Source organism: Caenimonas aquaedulcis (assembly GCF_015831345.1).
Taxonomy (GTDB): domain Bacteria; phylum Pseudomonadota; class Gammaproteobacteria; order Burkholderiales; family Burkholderiaceae_C; genus Ramlibacter; species Ramlibacter aquaedulcis.
In genome coordinates, this window is the sequence record NZ_JADWYS010000001.1 from 38,401 (window position 1) to 52,768 (window position 14,368).

Below are 14,368 nucleotides of genomic sequence, written 5' to 3' on the forward strand. Positions count from 1 at the left end.
CCACTCCCTGACCTGGACCCCACCGTGAAATCCATCTATCTCATCCTCGACATGCAAAACGACCTGGTGCACGCGGACGGCCCCAACGGTAAATCGCCCATGGGCGAACAGGTGCGCGCGCGCCGCATCCTCGAGAACACCGCGGTGGCGCTGAAGAAGGCCCGCGACGCCGGCATCGCGGTGGGCTTCGTGCGCGTCGGCTTCTCGCAAGGCTACCCGGAGTGCCCGAAAAATTCGCCGGTGTTCTCCGGCGCGCCCAAGGCGGGCATGTTCCAGCTCGGCAAGTTCGGCACCGAAATCCATCCCTCGCTCGAGCAGCGCACGGGAGACGTGCAGGTGACCAAGCACCGCGTGAGCCCGTTCTACTCGACGACCCTCATGGCGCAATTGAGCGCGCAGGGCATCGAGCGCATCTACTGCTCGGGCGTCTCCACGCAGGCGGTGGTGCAGGCCACGGTGCGCGACGGCCATGACCGCGATTTCGAGATGGTGGTGCTGGAGGATTGCTGCGCCGCGCACAGCGAGCAGGAGCACGCCAACTCCATGGGCAGCCTCGCGCGTTTCTGCAAGGTGACGACCAGCGCGGCCGTCGACTTCGCCGCCTGATGGCGGCTGCGAGGGAGCGCAACATGGCGATGAAAATCTGGCACCAGAGCTTCACGGTGCTGTCGGACCTCGGCGCGTACGACGACGCGCTGAAGGCGCACTTCAAGCGGGTCGCGCGGCCCGACACGGAGATCGTGATGCACGGCATGAAGCCGGGCACCTATCGCACGAACTATCCCGGCATCGACATCCGGTACGCCGGTTTGCAGCACCTGCATGCGACGCAGTTCATCCAGGCCGGCCTGGACGCGGAGCGCGAGGGCTTCGACGCGTACGCCATCAGCACACTGCCCGATCCGGCGCTGCGCGAGACGCGCAGCATGTTGCGCATCCCGGTGGTGGGCTACGGCGAGTCGGCGATGCTCTCTTCCTGCCTGCTCGGATCGAAGTTCGCGGTGATGGTGTTCATCAGCGAGCTCACCGACCTCATCGCAGCCAATGCCGAGAAGTACGGACTGGCGGGCCGCTTCGCGGGCGTGACCGACGTGGGCTTCCGTTTCAACGACGTGCTGGAGGCGTTCTCGTCTCCCGGCCCGCTGATCGACCGCTTCCGCGAAGCCGCGCGCAAGCGCATCGCCGCGGGCGCCGAGGTGCTGATCCCCGGCGAGGCGCCGCTGTGCGTGCTGCTCATGAGCCAGGGCGTCTCCAGCGTGGACGGCGTGCCGGTGCTCGATTCGCTGTCGTGCTGGGTCAAGCATGCCGAGATGCTGGTGGACCTGAAGCGCCAGAGCGGCGTCGAGCGCTGCCAGCGGGGCTACTTCAACGAGCCGCCGCCGCGTGAACGCATCGACGAGCTGATGGCGTTCTACGGCCGGGGGAGCGCCGCATGAAGACGGTGCGATGCGGCTTGCTGGTGATCGGTGGCGGCGCCGCGGGCTTCGCGGCCGCGCTGGAAGCGGCGACGGCGGGCGTCTCGGTGCTCGTGCTGGAGAAGACGGGCGCCATCGGCGGATCGTCGGCGATGAGCGGCGGCTGCCTCGCCTTCGCGGGTACGGACTTGCAGAAAAAGGAGGGCGTGGAGGACTCCGGCGAGTTGCTGCGCCGCGACCTGATCGAAGTCGGCAAGGAAGACAACGACCCTGCCGTCGTGGACACCTATGTGCGCCACCAGCTGGATACTTACCACTGGCTGCGGGGCCTGGGCTTGCAGTTCAGCCCGTCGCTGGAAGCATCGTCCGGCCAGTCGGTGCCGCGCGTGCACACCGTCGACCCGGCGGACATGGTGCGCCTGCTGGCCGCCAAGGCCACCGCCACGGATCGCGTGCAGGTGCACATGAACACGCGCGCGCTGCGGCTCGTGCGCAAGGATGAGACGTCTCCCGTCACCGGCGTGATCGCGCAGGGACCCGAGGGCGAATTCACCATCGAATCCGAACATGGCGTGCTGCTCGCGAGCGGCGGCTTCTGCCGCAACGCCGAGCTCGTCCATCGCTTCGCGCCGCACTACGCGGAAGCGGTGTTCGTCGGTGGCGAAGGCAACGTCGGCGACGGCTTGCTGATGGCGTGGAAGCTGGGGGCCGACATGCGCGACATGGCGTACATCAAGGGCACTTTCGGCAAGCACCCGACCGACACGCACAACAACCACAGCTGCCTCGCGGTGTACAAGGGCGCGATTGCGGTGAACCAGGACGGCAAGCGCTTCGTCGACGAGTCGATCTCGTACAAGCTGCTGGGCGACGCCGTCATGAGCCAGCCGTACCACACGGGCTACCAGATCTTCGACGAGCCGATCTTCCAGAGCGGCGACGACCGCGTGCGCATCCTCGACTTCGGCCGCCGCATGGAAGAGGGATTGATCTTCAAGGCGGACACGCTGGAAGCGCTGGCGCGCCAGATCGAGGTGCCGTACGAGACCCTGAAGGCGACGGTCGATCGGTACAACGCGTTCGTCGATGCAGGCGAGGACGAAGAATTCGGCCGCGCGGCGCTGGTCCACCAGCACGGCGCGCTGGTGCGCATCGAGCAGGGACCGTTCTATGCGTACCCGTCGACGGCGGCGGTGTTCGGCACGTATTGCGGGTTGCGGATCGATGCCGACATGAAGGTGATCGATGTCTTCGGCGATGCGATCGAAGGCTTGTACGCCGCCGGTGAAGTGGTGGGCGGTTTCCACGGCGGGGCGTACATGACGGGGTCGGCGCTGGGGAAGGCTGTTGTGTTCGGGCGGGTGGCTGCGCGGACGGCTATGGCGTCTTAGTGCGGCTGGTTTTTTTTGGACGCAGAATTCGCAGAGGTTACGCAGAAGGAAGACAAGAAAAAACCAAAATGCATTTGGTATTTTCTTGTCTTCCTTCTGCGTAGTTTCTGCGAATTCTGCGTCCGGTATTCAAAAGACCTTACCGAGCCCCCAAAGCCCGAACCCCCACGACACCCCGCCCACTCGGGCGGCGTTGCGAATCGAACACCTCGAACAGGAAGTCCGTGAAGGCCTTCACCTTCGCCGAGCCCACGCGCGACTTCGCCATCACCACGTAGAAGGTTTTCACCGCGGTCGTCCACTCCGGGTAGACCTGCACCAGCGTGCCGTCCACCAGGTGCGTGTTGACGAAGACGTCCAGCACGCAGGTCACGCCGGCGCCGCGCTGCGCGGCCATCAGCAAGGCATCGCTGCTGTTGAAGTGCAGCGGGCCGTCCGGGCGGATCTCCAGTTCCTCCTCGTCCTTCTTCAGGGACCACGGGTTCACGAAGCGCCGCTCTTCCGGGAGGATGCCGATGCAATGGCGGCGGTCCAGCTCGCCGGGATGCTTGGGCAGCTTCGCCGCGACCTGCGGGGAGCAGCACACGATGTAGCGGCTCTCGTAGATCGGGCGGGCGACGAGGTCCGCGTCTTCGACCTCGTCCATTCGGATCGCGACGTCGATCGCGCGCTCGATCACGTGGTGCGGCTGGTTGCTCAGCGTCACGGCGGTCGAGATGTCGGGATAGCGCTTCGCGAATTCGGGCAGGGCAGGGCACAGCAGCGCATGGCCCAGCGAGATCGGCACTTCCACGTGCAGGCGGCCGCGCAGCTCGCCGACCTGGCTTCGGATTTCGTCCTCGGTGCGCGCGACGGCTTCCAGCAGCTCGCGCGCGCGCAGCAGGAAGGTCTGGCCCTCTTCGGTGAGGCGCAGGCGGCGCGTGTCGCGGTTGATGAGCGTCACGTCGAGGTGGCGCTCCAGGTTGCGCACGCAGGTCGTCACGGTCGCGTTGGCGAGGTCCAGCGATTCGGCGGCGCGCGAAAAACTGCCGCACTCGGCGACGCGCACGAAAACTTCCATGGCCCAGAGACGATCGATTTTCAACTCCTGCAGTGAGCGGGGGAGGTTCATTGTAGGCCGCAGGGTCGTTGTCAAACTTATGGCTCAGCTGTGCGGCGGAGTCGTGGCGAGTGCCTGCGCGAGCAGCGGCAGGATCTCGTGCCAGTCGCCTTCCACGCCAATGTCGCTGCGCGCGAAGATCGGTGCATCGCGGTCCTTGTTCAATGCGACAACGCGGGTGTTCGGGGAAATGCCGGCCAGGTGCTGCGGCGTGCCGGAGATGCCGACGGCGAAGTACACCTTGGGCGTCACGAACTTGCCGGAGATGCCGACCTGGTGCGCGACGGGCACCCAGCCGGCGTCCACCGCAGGCAGGCTGCCGCCCAGGCCCGCGCCCAGGACGTCTGCAATCTTCGCGAGCCATTCGAAGCCCTCGGGCCCGCCGATGCCGCGTCCGCCGGAAACCACCATGGCCGCGCCTTCGACGCGGGGCTTGCCGCCGGCGGCGGGCAGGGGCTCGACGGGGTAGGGCGGCGGTGCCTGCAACTCGATCTTCGTTTCGCGCAGATCGGCTTGTGCAGGCGCACCTTCCGGGGGCGGCCGCAACGTGGCGCAAGTCATGCGTGCGTCGCTGCGCAGCGCAAGCTCCGCGCGGCCGCCGAAGGCGGTCTTGGTGGCCGAGACGCTGTTCCCTTCGACGCTGAGCCCGCTGCAGCGCCCGAAGCTCACGCCATCGGTGCGCGCTGCCAGCAGGGCGGCGATCGCTTCGCTTTCGGTACCGGTGGGAAACAGCACGAGCTGGTGGCCGGCGGTGTTGGCGACCAGTTCCGCGAGCCGCGCGGCGATCGCCGCGGGGTGCGCTTCGCCGGTGAAGGTGACGAGGCTCGGTTCAGCGCCTTCGCCCAGGCGCGCGGCCGCGTGCACGAGTGCGGCACGCTCTTCCTGCCCGGTTTGCCAGGGATGCTGGACGACAGTGATTCGAACGCTCATGCCGCCGCCCTCAGCACCTGCGCCAATGCATCCGCCTTCTGCTGTGCGGAACCCTGCAGCCACTCGCAGGCGATGCTGCGCACCGGGGCCTGCGCGTGGCTCACGGATTGCAGCGTGGGTGCCGTGGCATCGGCCGGTGCGAGCGCGGTCCACGCCGGCAGCACCGCCTTCTTGGCCATCATCACGTTCTTCATCAGCGGATGTCGCAGGCGGTTGCCGGGGTCGTTCGTGGCGCAGATCAATGCGCGCCCGGGGATCTGGAGACGTTCCAGTCCGCCCGGGCCCTGGCGCGTGGCGTTCAATCCGGAGTCCGTGCGCTTGATTCCCAGCACCAGCGCCATGAACGGCGAATCGAGCGAATGGGAAAGCGCGGCGGGCACCGACCCGTCGTCGTAATCGCCGAACTCGCGTCCCACCAGCACGAGCCCGGCGGAGGGCGCGAGCTCATGCAGGGCCTGCGAGAGTGCGCGCGCCACGGCCACGCTGTCCCAGCGCGGTATTGCCTGCAGGTCGAGGCGGTGGATCGTGTCGGGCCGCCATCCGGCGACCTTGCGCGTGAGGCCTTCGTCGGCGGCCACGAGCGCGGTGATGCGCACCGCCGGGTCGGCATCGCGCAGGGCGAGCGCGATCTCCAGCGCGGCCTCGTCGAAGGGGCTGAGCGCCGCGTACTGGGTGGCATGGGTGTGCAGCGCGGCGACGGAAGGCTGGGCGGGCAGGGGCCACTTCGGGTCGGCGACGCCGCTGATGAGCACGGCAATATCCATGGAAGGACTTTGCCTGCGGCGGCCCTGCAAGCCAACGCACAGCGGGCGAAAACTGACTTCGCATTTTTACGCTGGAGCTGCCGGTCGGCGCCGCCCACAATCCACCGGACTCCCCACTCGTCCTCCCCATGCACGCCAAAGTCCTGATCCTCGGCTCCGGCCCCGCCGGCTACACCGCCGCCGTCTACGCGGCCCGCGCCAACCTGAACCCGGTGCTGGTCACCGGCATCGCGCAGGGCGGCCAGCTCATGACCACCACCGACGTGGACAACTGGCCCGCCGATGCGCAGGGCGTGCAGGGGCCTGACCTGATGCAGCGCTTCCTCGAACACGCCGAGCGCTTCAAGACCGAGATCGTCTTCGATCACATCAGCGCCGTGGACTTCAGCAAGCGGCCTTTCACCTTGACCGGCGACAGCGGTACCTACACCTGCGATTCGCTGATCGTGGCCACAGGCGCGTCCGCGAAGTATCTCGGCCTGCCTTCGGAACAAGCGTTCATGGGCAAGGGCGTGTCCGGCTGCGCGACCTGCGACGGCTTCTTCTATCGCGGGCAGGTCACCTGCGTGGTGGGCGGCGGCAACACCGCGGTCGAAGAGGCGCTGTATTTGTCGAACATCGCGAGCAAGGTGTACCTGGTGCACCGGCGCGACAAGTTCAAGGCCGAGCCGGTCCTGGTGGACAAGCTGATGGAGAAGGTGGCGGCCGGCAAGATCGAGCTGAAGACCTTCAAGACGCTGGACGAGGTGCTGGGCGACAACACGGGCGTGACGGGTGTGCGTTTGAAGGACACGAAGTCGGGCGAGACGGAAGACCTGATGCTGCAGGGCTGCTTCATCGCGATCGGCCACCAGCCCAACACGGACATCTTCAAGGGCCAGCTGGAGATGAAGGACGGCTACGTGATCACGAAGGCGGGGCTGCAGGGCTTCGCGACGATGACGAGCGTGCCGGGCGTGTTCGCGGCCGGCGACGTGCAGGACCACGTGTACCGCCAGGCGATCACCAGCGCGGGCACGGGCTGCATGGCTGCGCTGGACGCGCAGCGCTTCCTGGAGCAGGCGGGCGCATGACGGAGACCGCTGCGAAGCCCGCGGCGCCGGGCGCGCTGTCGGGCGTGCGGGTGCTGGATTTGTCCAGCGGCATCGCGGGTCCGTTCGGAGCGCGCCTGCTCGGCGATTTCGGCGCGGACGTGATCAAGGTGGAGCCGCCTGCGGGCGACCCGTCGCGACAGATGGCGCCGCTGGTGCCGGGCGCAACGCAGGGTGAAGCGAGCCTGATGTTCCAGTACCTGAACTGGAACAAGCGTGGCATCGTGCTGGACCTCGCCCACCAGTCCTCCCACGCGCAGCTGCGCCAGCTCGTGGAGCGCAGCGACATCGTGATCGAAAGCTTCGCTCCCGGGACCCTTGCCACCTGGGGCATTGCCGTCGAGACGCTGATGCAGTGGAACCCGCGGCTGGTCGTCACCTCGGTGACGGACTTCGGCCAGTCCGGGCCGTACGCCGGCTTCAAGGGCAGCGACCTCGTGCACCAGGCGATGGCCGGGATCATGCAGATCAGCGGCAGCGCGGACAAGCCGCCGCTCAAGCACGGCTTGAACCAGGCAGGCCTGTGCGCGGGCCTCAACACCGCGTACGTGTCGCTCGCGGCGCTGCACTGCGCGCTCGCCGATGGCGTGGGCGAGCACGTGGACCTGTCGATCCACGAGTGCCTCGCCTCCGAGCTGCTGATGTGCGAGACCTACTACACCTACATGGGCGCCGTACAGAGCCGCCGCCTGCCCGTGCAGGACCCCTTCGCGGGCGGGCCGGTGCCCACGCGCGACGGCTTCATCTCCATCCAGTCGGGCGGGCCCACCCCGCTGGAAGGCTATGCGGACGTCTTCGGCGACGAGGCCTTCCGCAGCCCGCGATTCACGAACAGCGCGCAGCGCGCGGCGAACGTGGAAGCGTTTCGCGAACTGGTGGAGCGATCCGCGCGCGACCGCTCGGCCAAGGAATTGTTCCTCGAAGGATCGCGACGCCGCATGCTGATGGGCATGGTGCAGGGCGCGCCCGAGTTGCTGGCGTGCGAGCAGCTCGCCGCGCGCGAGTTCTTCGGGAAGATCGATCACCCTGCGACGGGCGAGCATCGCTTTCCCACGCAGATGGCGCGCCTGTCGGGCACGCCCACGAGCGTGCGCCGCCGCTCCCCGATGCGCGGGGAGCACCAGCGCGAGGTGTTCGATGAACTCTCGCACCTGCCCTCACGCGCCGTCGCCGGCGCGAAACCGGGCAAGCCTCGCCTGCCGCTGGAAGGCCTGCGAGTCCTCGACCTCTCGACCGTGGTCGCGGTGCCCTACATGGCCGCGCTGCTGGGCGACCTCGGCGCGGAGGTGATCAAGATCGAGTCGCCGGTGCGCCTGGACCAGACGCGGCGCGGCGTGTTCACGACCTACCTCGATGGGGATTCGGGCGAGGGCGCGATCAACCGCTCGGGCATCTTCCAGCTCTTGAACCGCAACAAGCGCGGCATTTCGCTGGACATGTCGACCGAGGCGGGCCGCGAGGTGTTCCGCGATCTCGTCGCCACGGCCGACATCGTGGTCGAGAACTTCACGCCGCGCGTCATGCGCGGATGGGGCCTGCACTACGACGAGTTGAAGAAGATCAATCCGGCGCTCGTGATGCTGTCGAACACGGGCTATGGCGCCACCGGCCCCTGGTCGCCCTTCCCAAGCCAGGGCACGACGCTCGAGGCGACCATGGGCATTTCCGCTTTCAGCGGCTATCGCGGCGAGAGGCCGTGGAAGGTGGGGCAGTCCTACCCGGACTTCATCGCGTGCTGGATGGGTTTGACGGCGATCTTCGCCGCGCTGCATGCCTTGCGCGCCACGGGCCAGGGCCAGTGGATCGACCTCAGCATGTACCAGGTCGGCGCGGCGCTGGTGCCCGAGCCCTTGCTGCAATACCAGGTGGACGGCACGCAGCCGCAGCGCATCGGCAATGAACATGAGCGCTTCGTGCCGAGCAATGCGTATCCGGTGAAGGGCGACGACCGATGGGTGGCGCTGACGGTGGAGACGGATGCGCAGTGGCGGGCGCTGTGCGGTGCGATGCACCGCGCGGACCTCGCGGCGACGTTCGGGACGGCGGCGTCGCGCATCGCCCATCGGGAAGAGATCGATGCGGCGATGGGCGAGTGGCTGCGCGGCCAGGATGCCTTCGACGCGATGCGCATCGTGCAGTCGCTGGGCATCGCCTGCGGCCCGGTGCTCAACAGCCGCGACCTGCTGACGAACGAGCATCTCGCCGCGCGCGGCTTCTACGAGCGCGTGATGCATCCGCAGCCGATGGGCCTGCGTCCGATGATGAGCCGGCCGTACCGATGGGCATTCCGGGCGCCGCATGTGCACAAGCGCGCGCCGGCCTATGCGGAAGACAACCGTGCGGTACTGCGGGAGGTGGCGGGCTATACGGATGAACGCATCGAATCGCTGATTGCCGCACGCGTCGTGTGCGACGAGCCGAACATCATGAAGCCGTCGGAGGCGATGGGCATCGCCCAATTGCGCCAGCTGCGGGCGATCTGCGATGTGGATGCGGACTATCGGGAGAAGCTGCGGATTTTGTGAGTGGCCAAGGTCTTTTGAACGCAGAGGGCGCAGAGGTTGCGCAGAGAACGCAGAGGAAATACAGAGGTCAAAATTTCATGCGCCAGCCTCAGCCACGAACGGATAAGGCAACGCCGGCCCATCGCGATACGGCAGCACCACGACCGCCTTGCCCGGCGTCGACTCCACGCCATGCTCGTTGGTCACACCCGTGTCGATGTCCACCAGCCCATAGCCCTTCATCTCCCGCTTGCCCGTCACCCGTCCCCACACAGTCAGCGTCTCGCCCACCTTGTTCATCGCGCGGAACTGGAACGAGCTTTTCCAGGGCCAGCCTTTGGGGCCGGCCCAGTCCTTGAGGAACTGCAGCACGAACTGCTGCTTGAAGGAGCCGTTGATCAGCAGGTCGGGCAGGTGGTCATGCTCCTGCGCGAAAGTGCGGTCGTAATGGATCTTGTGCCAGTTCTCCATCGAGGCGGACCAGCGCATCAGGTGCGCGGTGGTGAGCGGGCCCTTCACGAGCGGCGGCAACTCGAGGCCGACTTCGACGTCCTCGAAGCGGGGAGTCGCGCGCATCATGCGGGCCTCCGGATCAGGGTGCGGCGCGCGCGCAGCAGCAGTTCGTTCTCCGCAGTGCGAATCTCTGCCTCTACCGTCACGAGAATCATGGATCCCTTGGACGAGGTCTTCTCGGTGATGTCGGCGTAGCGCTGGGTCACCTGCACGCGCTCGCCGTGGCGGGCGTAGCGGTAGAGCTCGAATTCCGCGCCGCCGTTGAGCACGGCGAAGCCCTTGAGCGGCTCGATGGGCGGCAGGCCGCCGGACGGCGCGCCGGTGCCGTCGAAGTGCGGGTCCTTCGCGCGCTCCTGCACGATGTCCGGCGCGCCCAGCGGGCGTCGTATCGCGTGGTTCACGAAGAGCGGCGGCGCGATGGGGCCGCCCCACGGCGTGTCGGTCGGCGCATCGGGCCCGTAGTTCGGGTCCTCGTCCATGATCGCCTGGGCGTAGCGGCGCACGGCGCCCTGCTCGACGGGGTCGCAGGCGAACTCGGTGGCCGCGCTCACGCCGACGTACGCGAGGATCTCGGGGGTCAACATCGTCATGGTCGCACTCTACGGTTATTCGTTGGACTTGATCCCGGCGTCGCGGATCACCTTGCCCCACTTGTCGTACTCGGTGCGCATGAAGGCGGTGAGTTCGGCGGGCGGGCGGTACTCCGGGTCCACGCCCAGGCGGACCAGCTCCTCACGCGCTGCAGGGGCGGCGATGATCTTCGCCATCTCCGAGCTGATGCGGTCCACGATCGTGCGCGGTGTTTCCGCGGGCGCCATCAGCGCCCACCAGGTGTAGCCATCGACGTTGTAGCCGGACTCGATCAGCGTCGGCACGTTGGGCAGCACCGGTGTGCGTTGCTTGCTCGTCACGGCGAGGGCGCGCACCTTGCCCGCGAGCGTCATCTCGCGATTGGCCGCGACGTCGAACCAGAGCGGCACGCGCCCGGCGATCACGTCGATCGACGCCGCCGCGCCGCCGCGGTAGGGGACGTGCAGCAGGTCGATGCCCGCGACGGCATTGAGCCACGCGCCCAGCATGTGGCCGAGCGATCCGTTGCCGGCGGTGGCGAAGGAGAGCTTGCCCGGGTTGGCCTTGGCGTACGCGACCATTTCCTGGATGGTCTTGAACGGCGCGCCGGGGTAGGCCACGATGCTGCCCGGCGTGGTCGCAAGCATGGCGACGGGCGCGAGGTCCTTCATCGGGTTGAAGGAGAGGTTGGGCTGGAGCAGCACGGTGCTCACGAGACTCGCGCCGCTGATGACGAGGTTGGAGCCGTCCGGTTTGGAGCGCACCACGAATTCCGTGCCGATGTTGCCGCCCGCGCCGGGCTTGTTGTCGACGATCACGGGCTGGCCGAGGGCTGTGGCGAGCCGCCGCCCGAGCATGCGCGCCATCACGTCGAGGATGCCGCCGCTGGGGAACGGGATCACGAGCCGGATCGGCTGGTCAGGGAAGCTGCTTTGCGCGGCTGCCGGTCCCGCCAGGCCGCAGGCGGCGAGGAAGGCGAGGCATTCGCGCCGGCCGAGGGCTGCATCGGCCCGGGCCTGGTCGTGGCGAGTCGTCATGGGCTTGTCTCCTGAGGCTTGCATCTGACCGCGCGCATCAGCCAGCGGCAAGGCATGGCGGTGAATTGAGAATTCGGGATAGGTGAACACAGGGGGATTCAATGCAGGACTTCCGGACGCAGAATTCGCAGAAGTTACGCAGAATGAAGACAAGAACAATTCAATTGATTTTTTCTTGAATTTCTTCTGCGTAACTTCTGCGAATTCTGCGTCCGGCCAAGTTTGAAAGGTGCCGCCCATGTCCGATCTGCCGAAGGCCGTTTCCATCAAGGAAGAGGGCCCGCGCGAAGGTTTCCAGTTCGAGAAGGGACCGATCCCGACCGCGCGCAAGATCGAGCTCATCGACAGCCTGTCGAAGACCGGGCTGAAGGAAATCCAGGTCGTGAGCTTCGTGCCAGGCAAGAACGTGCCCGGCATGGCCGATGCGGATGAGGTGGTCGCGGGCCTGCATGCCGAGCCGGGCGTGAGCTATCGCGGCATGTGGCTCAACGAGAAGGGGCTGATGCGCGCGCTCGCCAGCACGAAGCTGGAGATCCAGGCGGGCCTCGTGCTCACCGCATCGGAGACGTTCCTCAGGCGCAACCAGAACCGCACGCTGGAGGAGAACCTCGAGGGCGTGCGGCGCATGGCGGACGTGTACGTGGAGCACCAGGTGCCGGTGCACCGGGTCTCCATCGCGGCGGCGTTCGGCTGCAACTTCGAGGGCGACATCCCGCGCGAGAAAGTGCTGGGGATGATCGCGCAGCTTTTCGACATCGCGCGGGAGCGCGGCCTGGACGTGGGCACGATCTTCCTGGCAGACACGATGGCCTGGGCGACGCCCGTGACGATCAAGCGCATGGTGGGCGACGTGCGCGACCGCTGGCCGGACAAGACGGTGGCGCTGCACCTGCACGACACGCGCGGCATGGGCATCGCCAATGCGATGGCGGGCCTCGAGATGGGCGTGGCGCACTTCGATTCCGCCGTGGGCGGCCTGGGCGGCTGTCCGTTCGCGTCGCACAAGGGGGCTGCAGGGAATGTGTGCACCGAGGACTTCGTGTTCCTGTGCGAGGAGCTGGGGATCGAGACCGGCGTGGACCTCGAGGCGCTGCTGGAGTCGGCGCGCCTGGCCGAGGACATCGTCGGGCATCCGCTGCCGGGGAGCGTGAAGACGGGCGGGGCGCTGTCGACGCTGCGCCGGCGCCTGCAACGCGCTTGACGCGGCTACCATTGGCGGCATCCCTGTTAGCGAGGTCCGCCATGCGATTGCTTCTCTCCACCGTTCTCCTGCTGGCATCGGCCGTACTGTCCGGCTGCGCCGTCGCCCCTGCGTCGGCTTACAGGTTCGACCCGACGCAGCCCCAGGCCAAGCGCACGGTGCCGATGGACCAGGTAGTCGCGCTGAACGATCGCGTGGCGCAGTTGCAGATCCAGCGCAACGACGTGCGCGCGCGCATCGCGGCGGCCCCCGACACCTGGAGCCGGCTCGCGCTCTACGGCGAGCTGCACCGCATCGGCGCGCGGCTGTCGCCTCTGGAGCGCGAGCTCTCCACCATCGCATCGTCGCGCTGAGGCGCGATGCAGCTGCAGGACATCCTTTATTCCCAGGGGTTCGGCACGCGGCGCGTCTGCGCGGGCCTCGTGCAGCAGGGCCACGTGAAGATCGGCAACGAACTCGTCACGGATTCGGCGCTCGACGTGGAGCCCGAGGGCCTGCGCTTCGAGGTCGACGGCGTCTCGTGGCCCTACGCGGAGCGCGCGTACGTCATGCTGCACAAGCCCGCGGGCACCGAGTGTTCGCAAAAGCCCTCGACCTACCCGAGCATCTACACCCTGCTGCCCGGCCCCTTGCGCCAGCGGCCGCAGAAGGGGCCGGTGCAGGGCGTGCAGGCGGTGGGGCGGCTGGACCAGGACACTACGGGCCTGCTGCTGCTCACCGACGACGGAAAATTCATCCACCGCATGAGCTCGCCCAAGCATCACGTGCCCAAGGTGTACGAGGTGGTCACCAAGCATCCCGTGGAGGAGAAGCAGGTTCAGCGCCTGCTGGACGGCGTGGTGCTGGACGACGACCCGAAGCCGGTGCGCGCTGCTGCGTGCGAGGCTTCTGGCGAGCACGCGTTGCGGCTTACGCTGACGGAGGGCAAATACCACCAGGTCAAGCGGATGATCGCGGCGGTCGGCAACCGGGTGGAGGGCTTGCATCGCTCGCGCATCGGCGGGCTTGCATTGCCTGCGGACCTAGCGCCGGGGCAGTGGAAGTGGCTGACGGAAGAGGACCTGGCGCTGCTACGACCGCAGTGAGGCGAGGAACTCGGCGACCAGCCGTGTCGTCTCCTCCGGCTGGTCCCGATGCGGCGAGTGCCCGCAGTTCGCCAGCACCTCGCGCCGGAACGGTCCCTGTGTCGGTGCGATCTCGTCGATCTGCCGCAGCGTGCCGTAGGGGTCATTCACGCCCTGGATCGCCAGCACCGGGGCCGTGATGCGGCGGCAGTCCGGGCGGATGTCGAAGGCGCGGAAGGCCGGGTCCAGCCAGATGTCGTTCCATTGCCAGAAGGCGCCGTCGACGTCCGGGTGATACCTCTTCAGCCGCTCGCGCAGCTCGCCGGTTTCGAAGGCCGTCCGCGCTTCCTGGATCGACCGCACCGAGACATCCTCCACGATCACGTGCGGCGCCATCACGATGCAGGCCTGCACCGGATGCCGGCTCGCGTGGAGCAGGGCAATGCTGCCGCCGTCGGAATGGCCGAGCAGGACGGGCGCTTCCAGGTTCAATTCCTGCAGCAGCGCCGGCAGCACGTCGAAGGCTTCGCGATGCATGTAGTCGGGCGCGAGCCGCCCCGCGCCGCGCACGTCGGGCACCGCGTCGGAGCCGCCGTAGCCGCGCCGCGAGTAGACGATGCCTTCACGGCCGGTCGCGGCGCAGACGGCCGCGGGCCAGTCGCGCCACATTGCGACGGAGCCGAGCCCCTCATGCAGGAAAACGAGGGGTGCGGCCGGTCGGCCACCGGGCGCCGCGATGCGTTGAACTTCCAGTCGCGCGCCGTTGATCTGCATCAGTGCCATCGCAGA

The 14,368-nt window shown here is 67.6% G+C and carries 15 protein-coding genes; 8 read left to right on the forward strand and 7 right to left on the reverse strand.

The window, feature by feature from the left end:
- Positions 1–24: 24 nt before the first annotated feature.
- Genes I5803_RS00180 through I5803_RS00190 form a run of 3 tightly spaced genes read left to right on the forward strand, consistent with a single transcriptional unit; the run spans position 25 to position 2,806 of the window.
- Positions 25–606, forward strand: coding sequence for a cysteine hydrolase family protein (locus I5803_RS00180; protein ID WP_354001603.1), 582 nt, complete (start codon positions 25–27; stop codon positions 604–606).
- 23 nt (positions 607–629) lie between these two features.
- A complete protein-coding gene (locus tag I5803_RS00185) occupies positions 630–1,436 on the forward strand; it encodes an aspartate/glutamate racemase family protein (protein ID WP_196984415.1) in 807 nt (268 codons plus the stop codon).
- A complete protein-coding gene (locus tag I5803_RS00190; protein WP_196984416.1) occupies positions 1,433–2,806 on the forward strand; it encodes an FAD-dependent oxidoreductase in 1,374 nt (457 codons plus the stop codon). The genes I5803_RS00185 and I5803_RS00190 overlap by 4 nt, the downstream gene beginning before the upstream one ends.
- A 139-nt stretch (positions 2,807–2,945) precedes the next feature.
- On the opposite strand, the gene I5803_RS00195 is transcribed toward I5803_RS00190, so the two are convergent.
- The 3 genes from I5803_RS00195 to I5803_RS00205 form a co-directional block, all read right to left on the reverse strand.
- Entirely contained in the window at positions 2,946–3,866 is a 921-nt protein-coding gene (locus tag I5803_RS00195; RefSeq protein WP_196984417.1) for a LysR family transcriptional regulator, read from the reverse strand.
- Positions 3,867–3,950: 84 nt separating this feature from the next.
- On the reverse strand, positions 3,951–4,835 hold the full coding sequence (locus I5803_RS00200) for an electron transfer flavoprotein subunit alpha/FixB family protein (RefSeq protein WP_196984418.1): 885 nt from the start codon (positions 4,833–4,835) through the stop codon (positions 3,951–3,953).
- On the reverse strand, positions 4,832–5,599 hold the full coding sequence (locus I5803_RS00205) for an electron transfer flavoprotein subunit beta/FixA family protein (RefSeq protein ID WP_196984419.1): 768 nt from the start codon (positions 5,597–5,599) through the stop codon (positions 4,832–4,834). Before I5803_RS00205 ends, I5803_RS00200 begins: the two co-directional genes overlap by 4 nt.
- A gap of 128 nt (positions 5,600–5,727) precedes the next feature.
- Between I5803_RS00205 and trxB the strand changes: the two genes are divergently transcribed.
- Together trxB and I5803_RS00215 are read left to right on the forward strand one after the other, a co-directional pair.
- Positions 5,728–6,672, forward strand: a complete 945-nt coding sequence (trxB, locus tag I5803_RS00210; protein WP_196984420.1) for a thioredoxin-disulfide reductase — start codon at positions 5,728–5,730, stop codon at positions 6,670–6,672.
- Positions 6,669–9,215 carry a CaiB/BaiF CoA transferase family protein gene (locus tag I5803_RS00215; protein ID WP_196984421.1) on the forward strand — a complete coding sequence of 849 codons (2,547 nt, stop codon included), beginning with the start codon at positions 6,669–6,671 and terminating at the stop codon, positions 9,213–9,215. The genes trxB and I5803_RS00215 overlap by 4 nt, the downstream gene beginning before the upstream one ends.
- A gap of 75 nt (positions 9,216–9,290) precedes the next feature.
- On the opposite strand, the gene I5803_RS00220 is transcribed toward I5803_RS00215, so the two are convergent.
- Genes I5803_RS00220 through I5803_RS00230 form a run of 3 tightly spaced genes read right to left on the reverse strand, consistent with a single transcriptional unit; the run spans position 9,291 to position 11,314 of the window.
- Positions 9,291–9,773, reverse strand: coding sequence for a hotdog family protein (locus I5803_RS00220; protein WP_231402307.1), 483 nt, complete (start codon positions 9,771–9,773; stop codon positions 9,291–9,293).
- Positions 9,770–10,297 carry an FAS1-like dehydratase domain-containing protein gene (locus tag I5803_RS00225; protein WP_196984422.1) on the reverse strand — a complete coding sequence of 176 codons (528 nt, stop codon included), beginning with the start codon at positions 10,295–10,297 and terminating at the stop codon, positions 9,770–9,772. Before I5803_RS00225 ends, I5803_RS00220 begins: the two co-directional genes overlap by 4 nt.
- 15 nt (positions 10,298–10,312) lie before the next feature.
- On the reverse strand, positions 10,313–11,314 hold the full coding sequence (locus I5803_RS00230) for a Bug family tripartite tricarboxylate transporter substrate binding protein (protein ID WP_196984423.1): 1,002 nt from the start codon (positions 11,312–11,314) through the stop codon (positions 10,313–10,315).
- A gap of 238 nt (positions 11,315–11,552) precedes the next feature.
- Between I5803_RS00230 and I5803_RS00235 the strand changes: the two genes are divergently transcribed.
- Genes I5803_RS00235 through I5803_RS00245 form a run of 3 tightly spaced genes read left to right on the forward strand, consistent with a single transcriptional unit; the run spans position 11,553 to position 13,600 of the window.
- Complete coding sequence (locus I5803_RS00235; protein ID WP_196984424.1) at positions 11,553–12,515, forward strand: hydroxymethylglutaryl-CoA lyase; 963 nt, start codon at positions 11,553–11,555, stop codon at positions 12,513–12,515.
- 41 nt (positions 12,516–12,556) lie between these two features.
- Positions 12,557–12,868, forward strand: coding sequence for a hypothetical protein (locus I5803_RS00240; protein WP_196984425.1), 312 nt, complete (start codon positions 12,557–12,559; stop codon positions 12,866–12,868).
- 6 nt (positions 12,869–12,874) lie between these two features.
- Positions 12,875–13,600 carry a pseudouridine synthase gene (locus tag I5803_RS00245; RefSeq protein WP_196984426.1) on the forward strand — a complete coding sequence of 242 codons (726 nt, stop codon included), beginning with the start codon at positions 12,875–12,877 and terminating at the stop codon, positions 13,598–13,600.
- Here the strand turns inward: I5803_RS00245 and I5803_RS00250 are convergent.
- The gene (locus I5803_RS00250; protein WP_196984427.1) at positions 13,586–14,362 is read right to left on the reverse strand and encodes an alpha/beta fold hydrolase; all 777 of its coding nucleotides are present in this window, start codon (positions 14,360–14,362) and stop codon (positions 13,586–13,588) included. The genes I5803_RS00245 and I5803_RS00250 overlap by 15 nt on opposite strands.
- Positions 14,363–14,368 lie beyond the last annotated feature (6 nt).

Bases quoted from the DNA above. Each gene is read 5' to 3' on its own strand.
- I5803_RS00190 (WP_196984416.1), top strand. From the start codon at position 1,433: ATGAAGACGGTGCGATGCGGCTTGCTGGTGATCGGTGGCGGCGCCGCG.
- I5803_RS00215 (WP_196984421.1), top strand. From the start codon at position 6,669: ATGACGGAGACCGCTGCGAAGCCCGCGGCGCCGGGCGCGCTGTCGGGC.
- I5803_RS00245 (WP_196984426.1), top strand. From the start codon at position 12,875: ATGCAGCTGCAGGACATCCTTTATTCCCAGGGGTTCGGCACGCGGCGC.
- I5803_RS00230 (WP_196984423.1), bottom strand. From the start codon at position 11,314: ATGACGACTCGCCACGACCAGGCCCGGGCCGATGCAGCCCTCGGCCGG.
- I5803_RS00195 (WP_196984417.1), bottom strand. From the start codon at position 3,866: ATGGAAGTTTTCGTGCGCGTCGCCGAGTGCGGCAGTTTTTCGCGCGCC.
- I5803_RS00250 (WP_196984427.1), bottom strand. From the start codon at position 14,362: ATGGCACTGATGCAGATCAACGGCGCGCGACTGGAAGTTCAACGCATC.
- I5803_RS00205 (WP_196984419.1), bottom strand. From the start codon at position 5,599: ATGGATATTGCCGTGCTCATCAGCGGCGTCGCCGACCCGAAGTGGCCC.
- I5803_RS00185 (WP_196984415.1), top strand. From the start codon at position 630: ATGGCGATGAAAATCTGGCACCAGAGCTTCACGGTGCTGTCGGACCTC.
- I5803_RS00235 (WP_196984424.1), top strand. From the start codon at position 11,553: ATGTCCGATCTGCCGAAGGCCGTTTCCATCAAGGAAGAGGGCCCGCGC.
- I5803_RS00225 (WP_196984422.1), bottom strand. From the start codon at position 10,297: ATGACGATGTTGACCCCCGAGATCCTCGCGTACGTCGGCGTGAGCGCG.
- I5803_RS00200 (WP_196984418.1), bottom strand. From the start codon at position 4,835: ATGAGCGTTCGAATCACTGTCGTCCAGCATCCCTGGCAAACCGGGCAG.
- I5803_RS00220 (WP_231402307.1), bottom strand. From the start codon at position 9,773: ATGATGCGCGCGACTCCCCGCTTCGAGGACGTCGAAGTCGGCCTCGAG.
- trxB (WP_196984420.1), top strand. From the start codon at position 5,728: ATGCACGCCAAAGTCCTGATCCTCGGCTCCGGCCCCGCCGGCTACACC.
- I5803_RS00240 (WP_196984425.1), top strand. From the start codon at position 12,557: ATGCGATTGCTTCTCTCCACCGTTCTCCTGCTGGCATCGGCCGTACTG.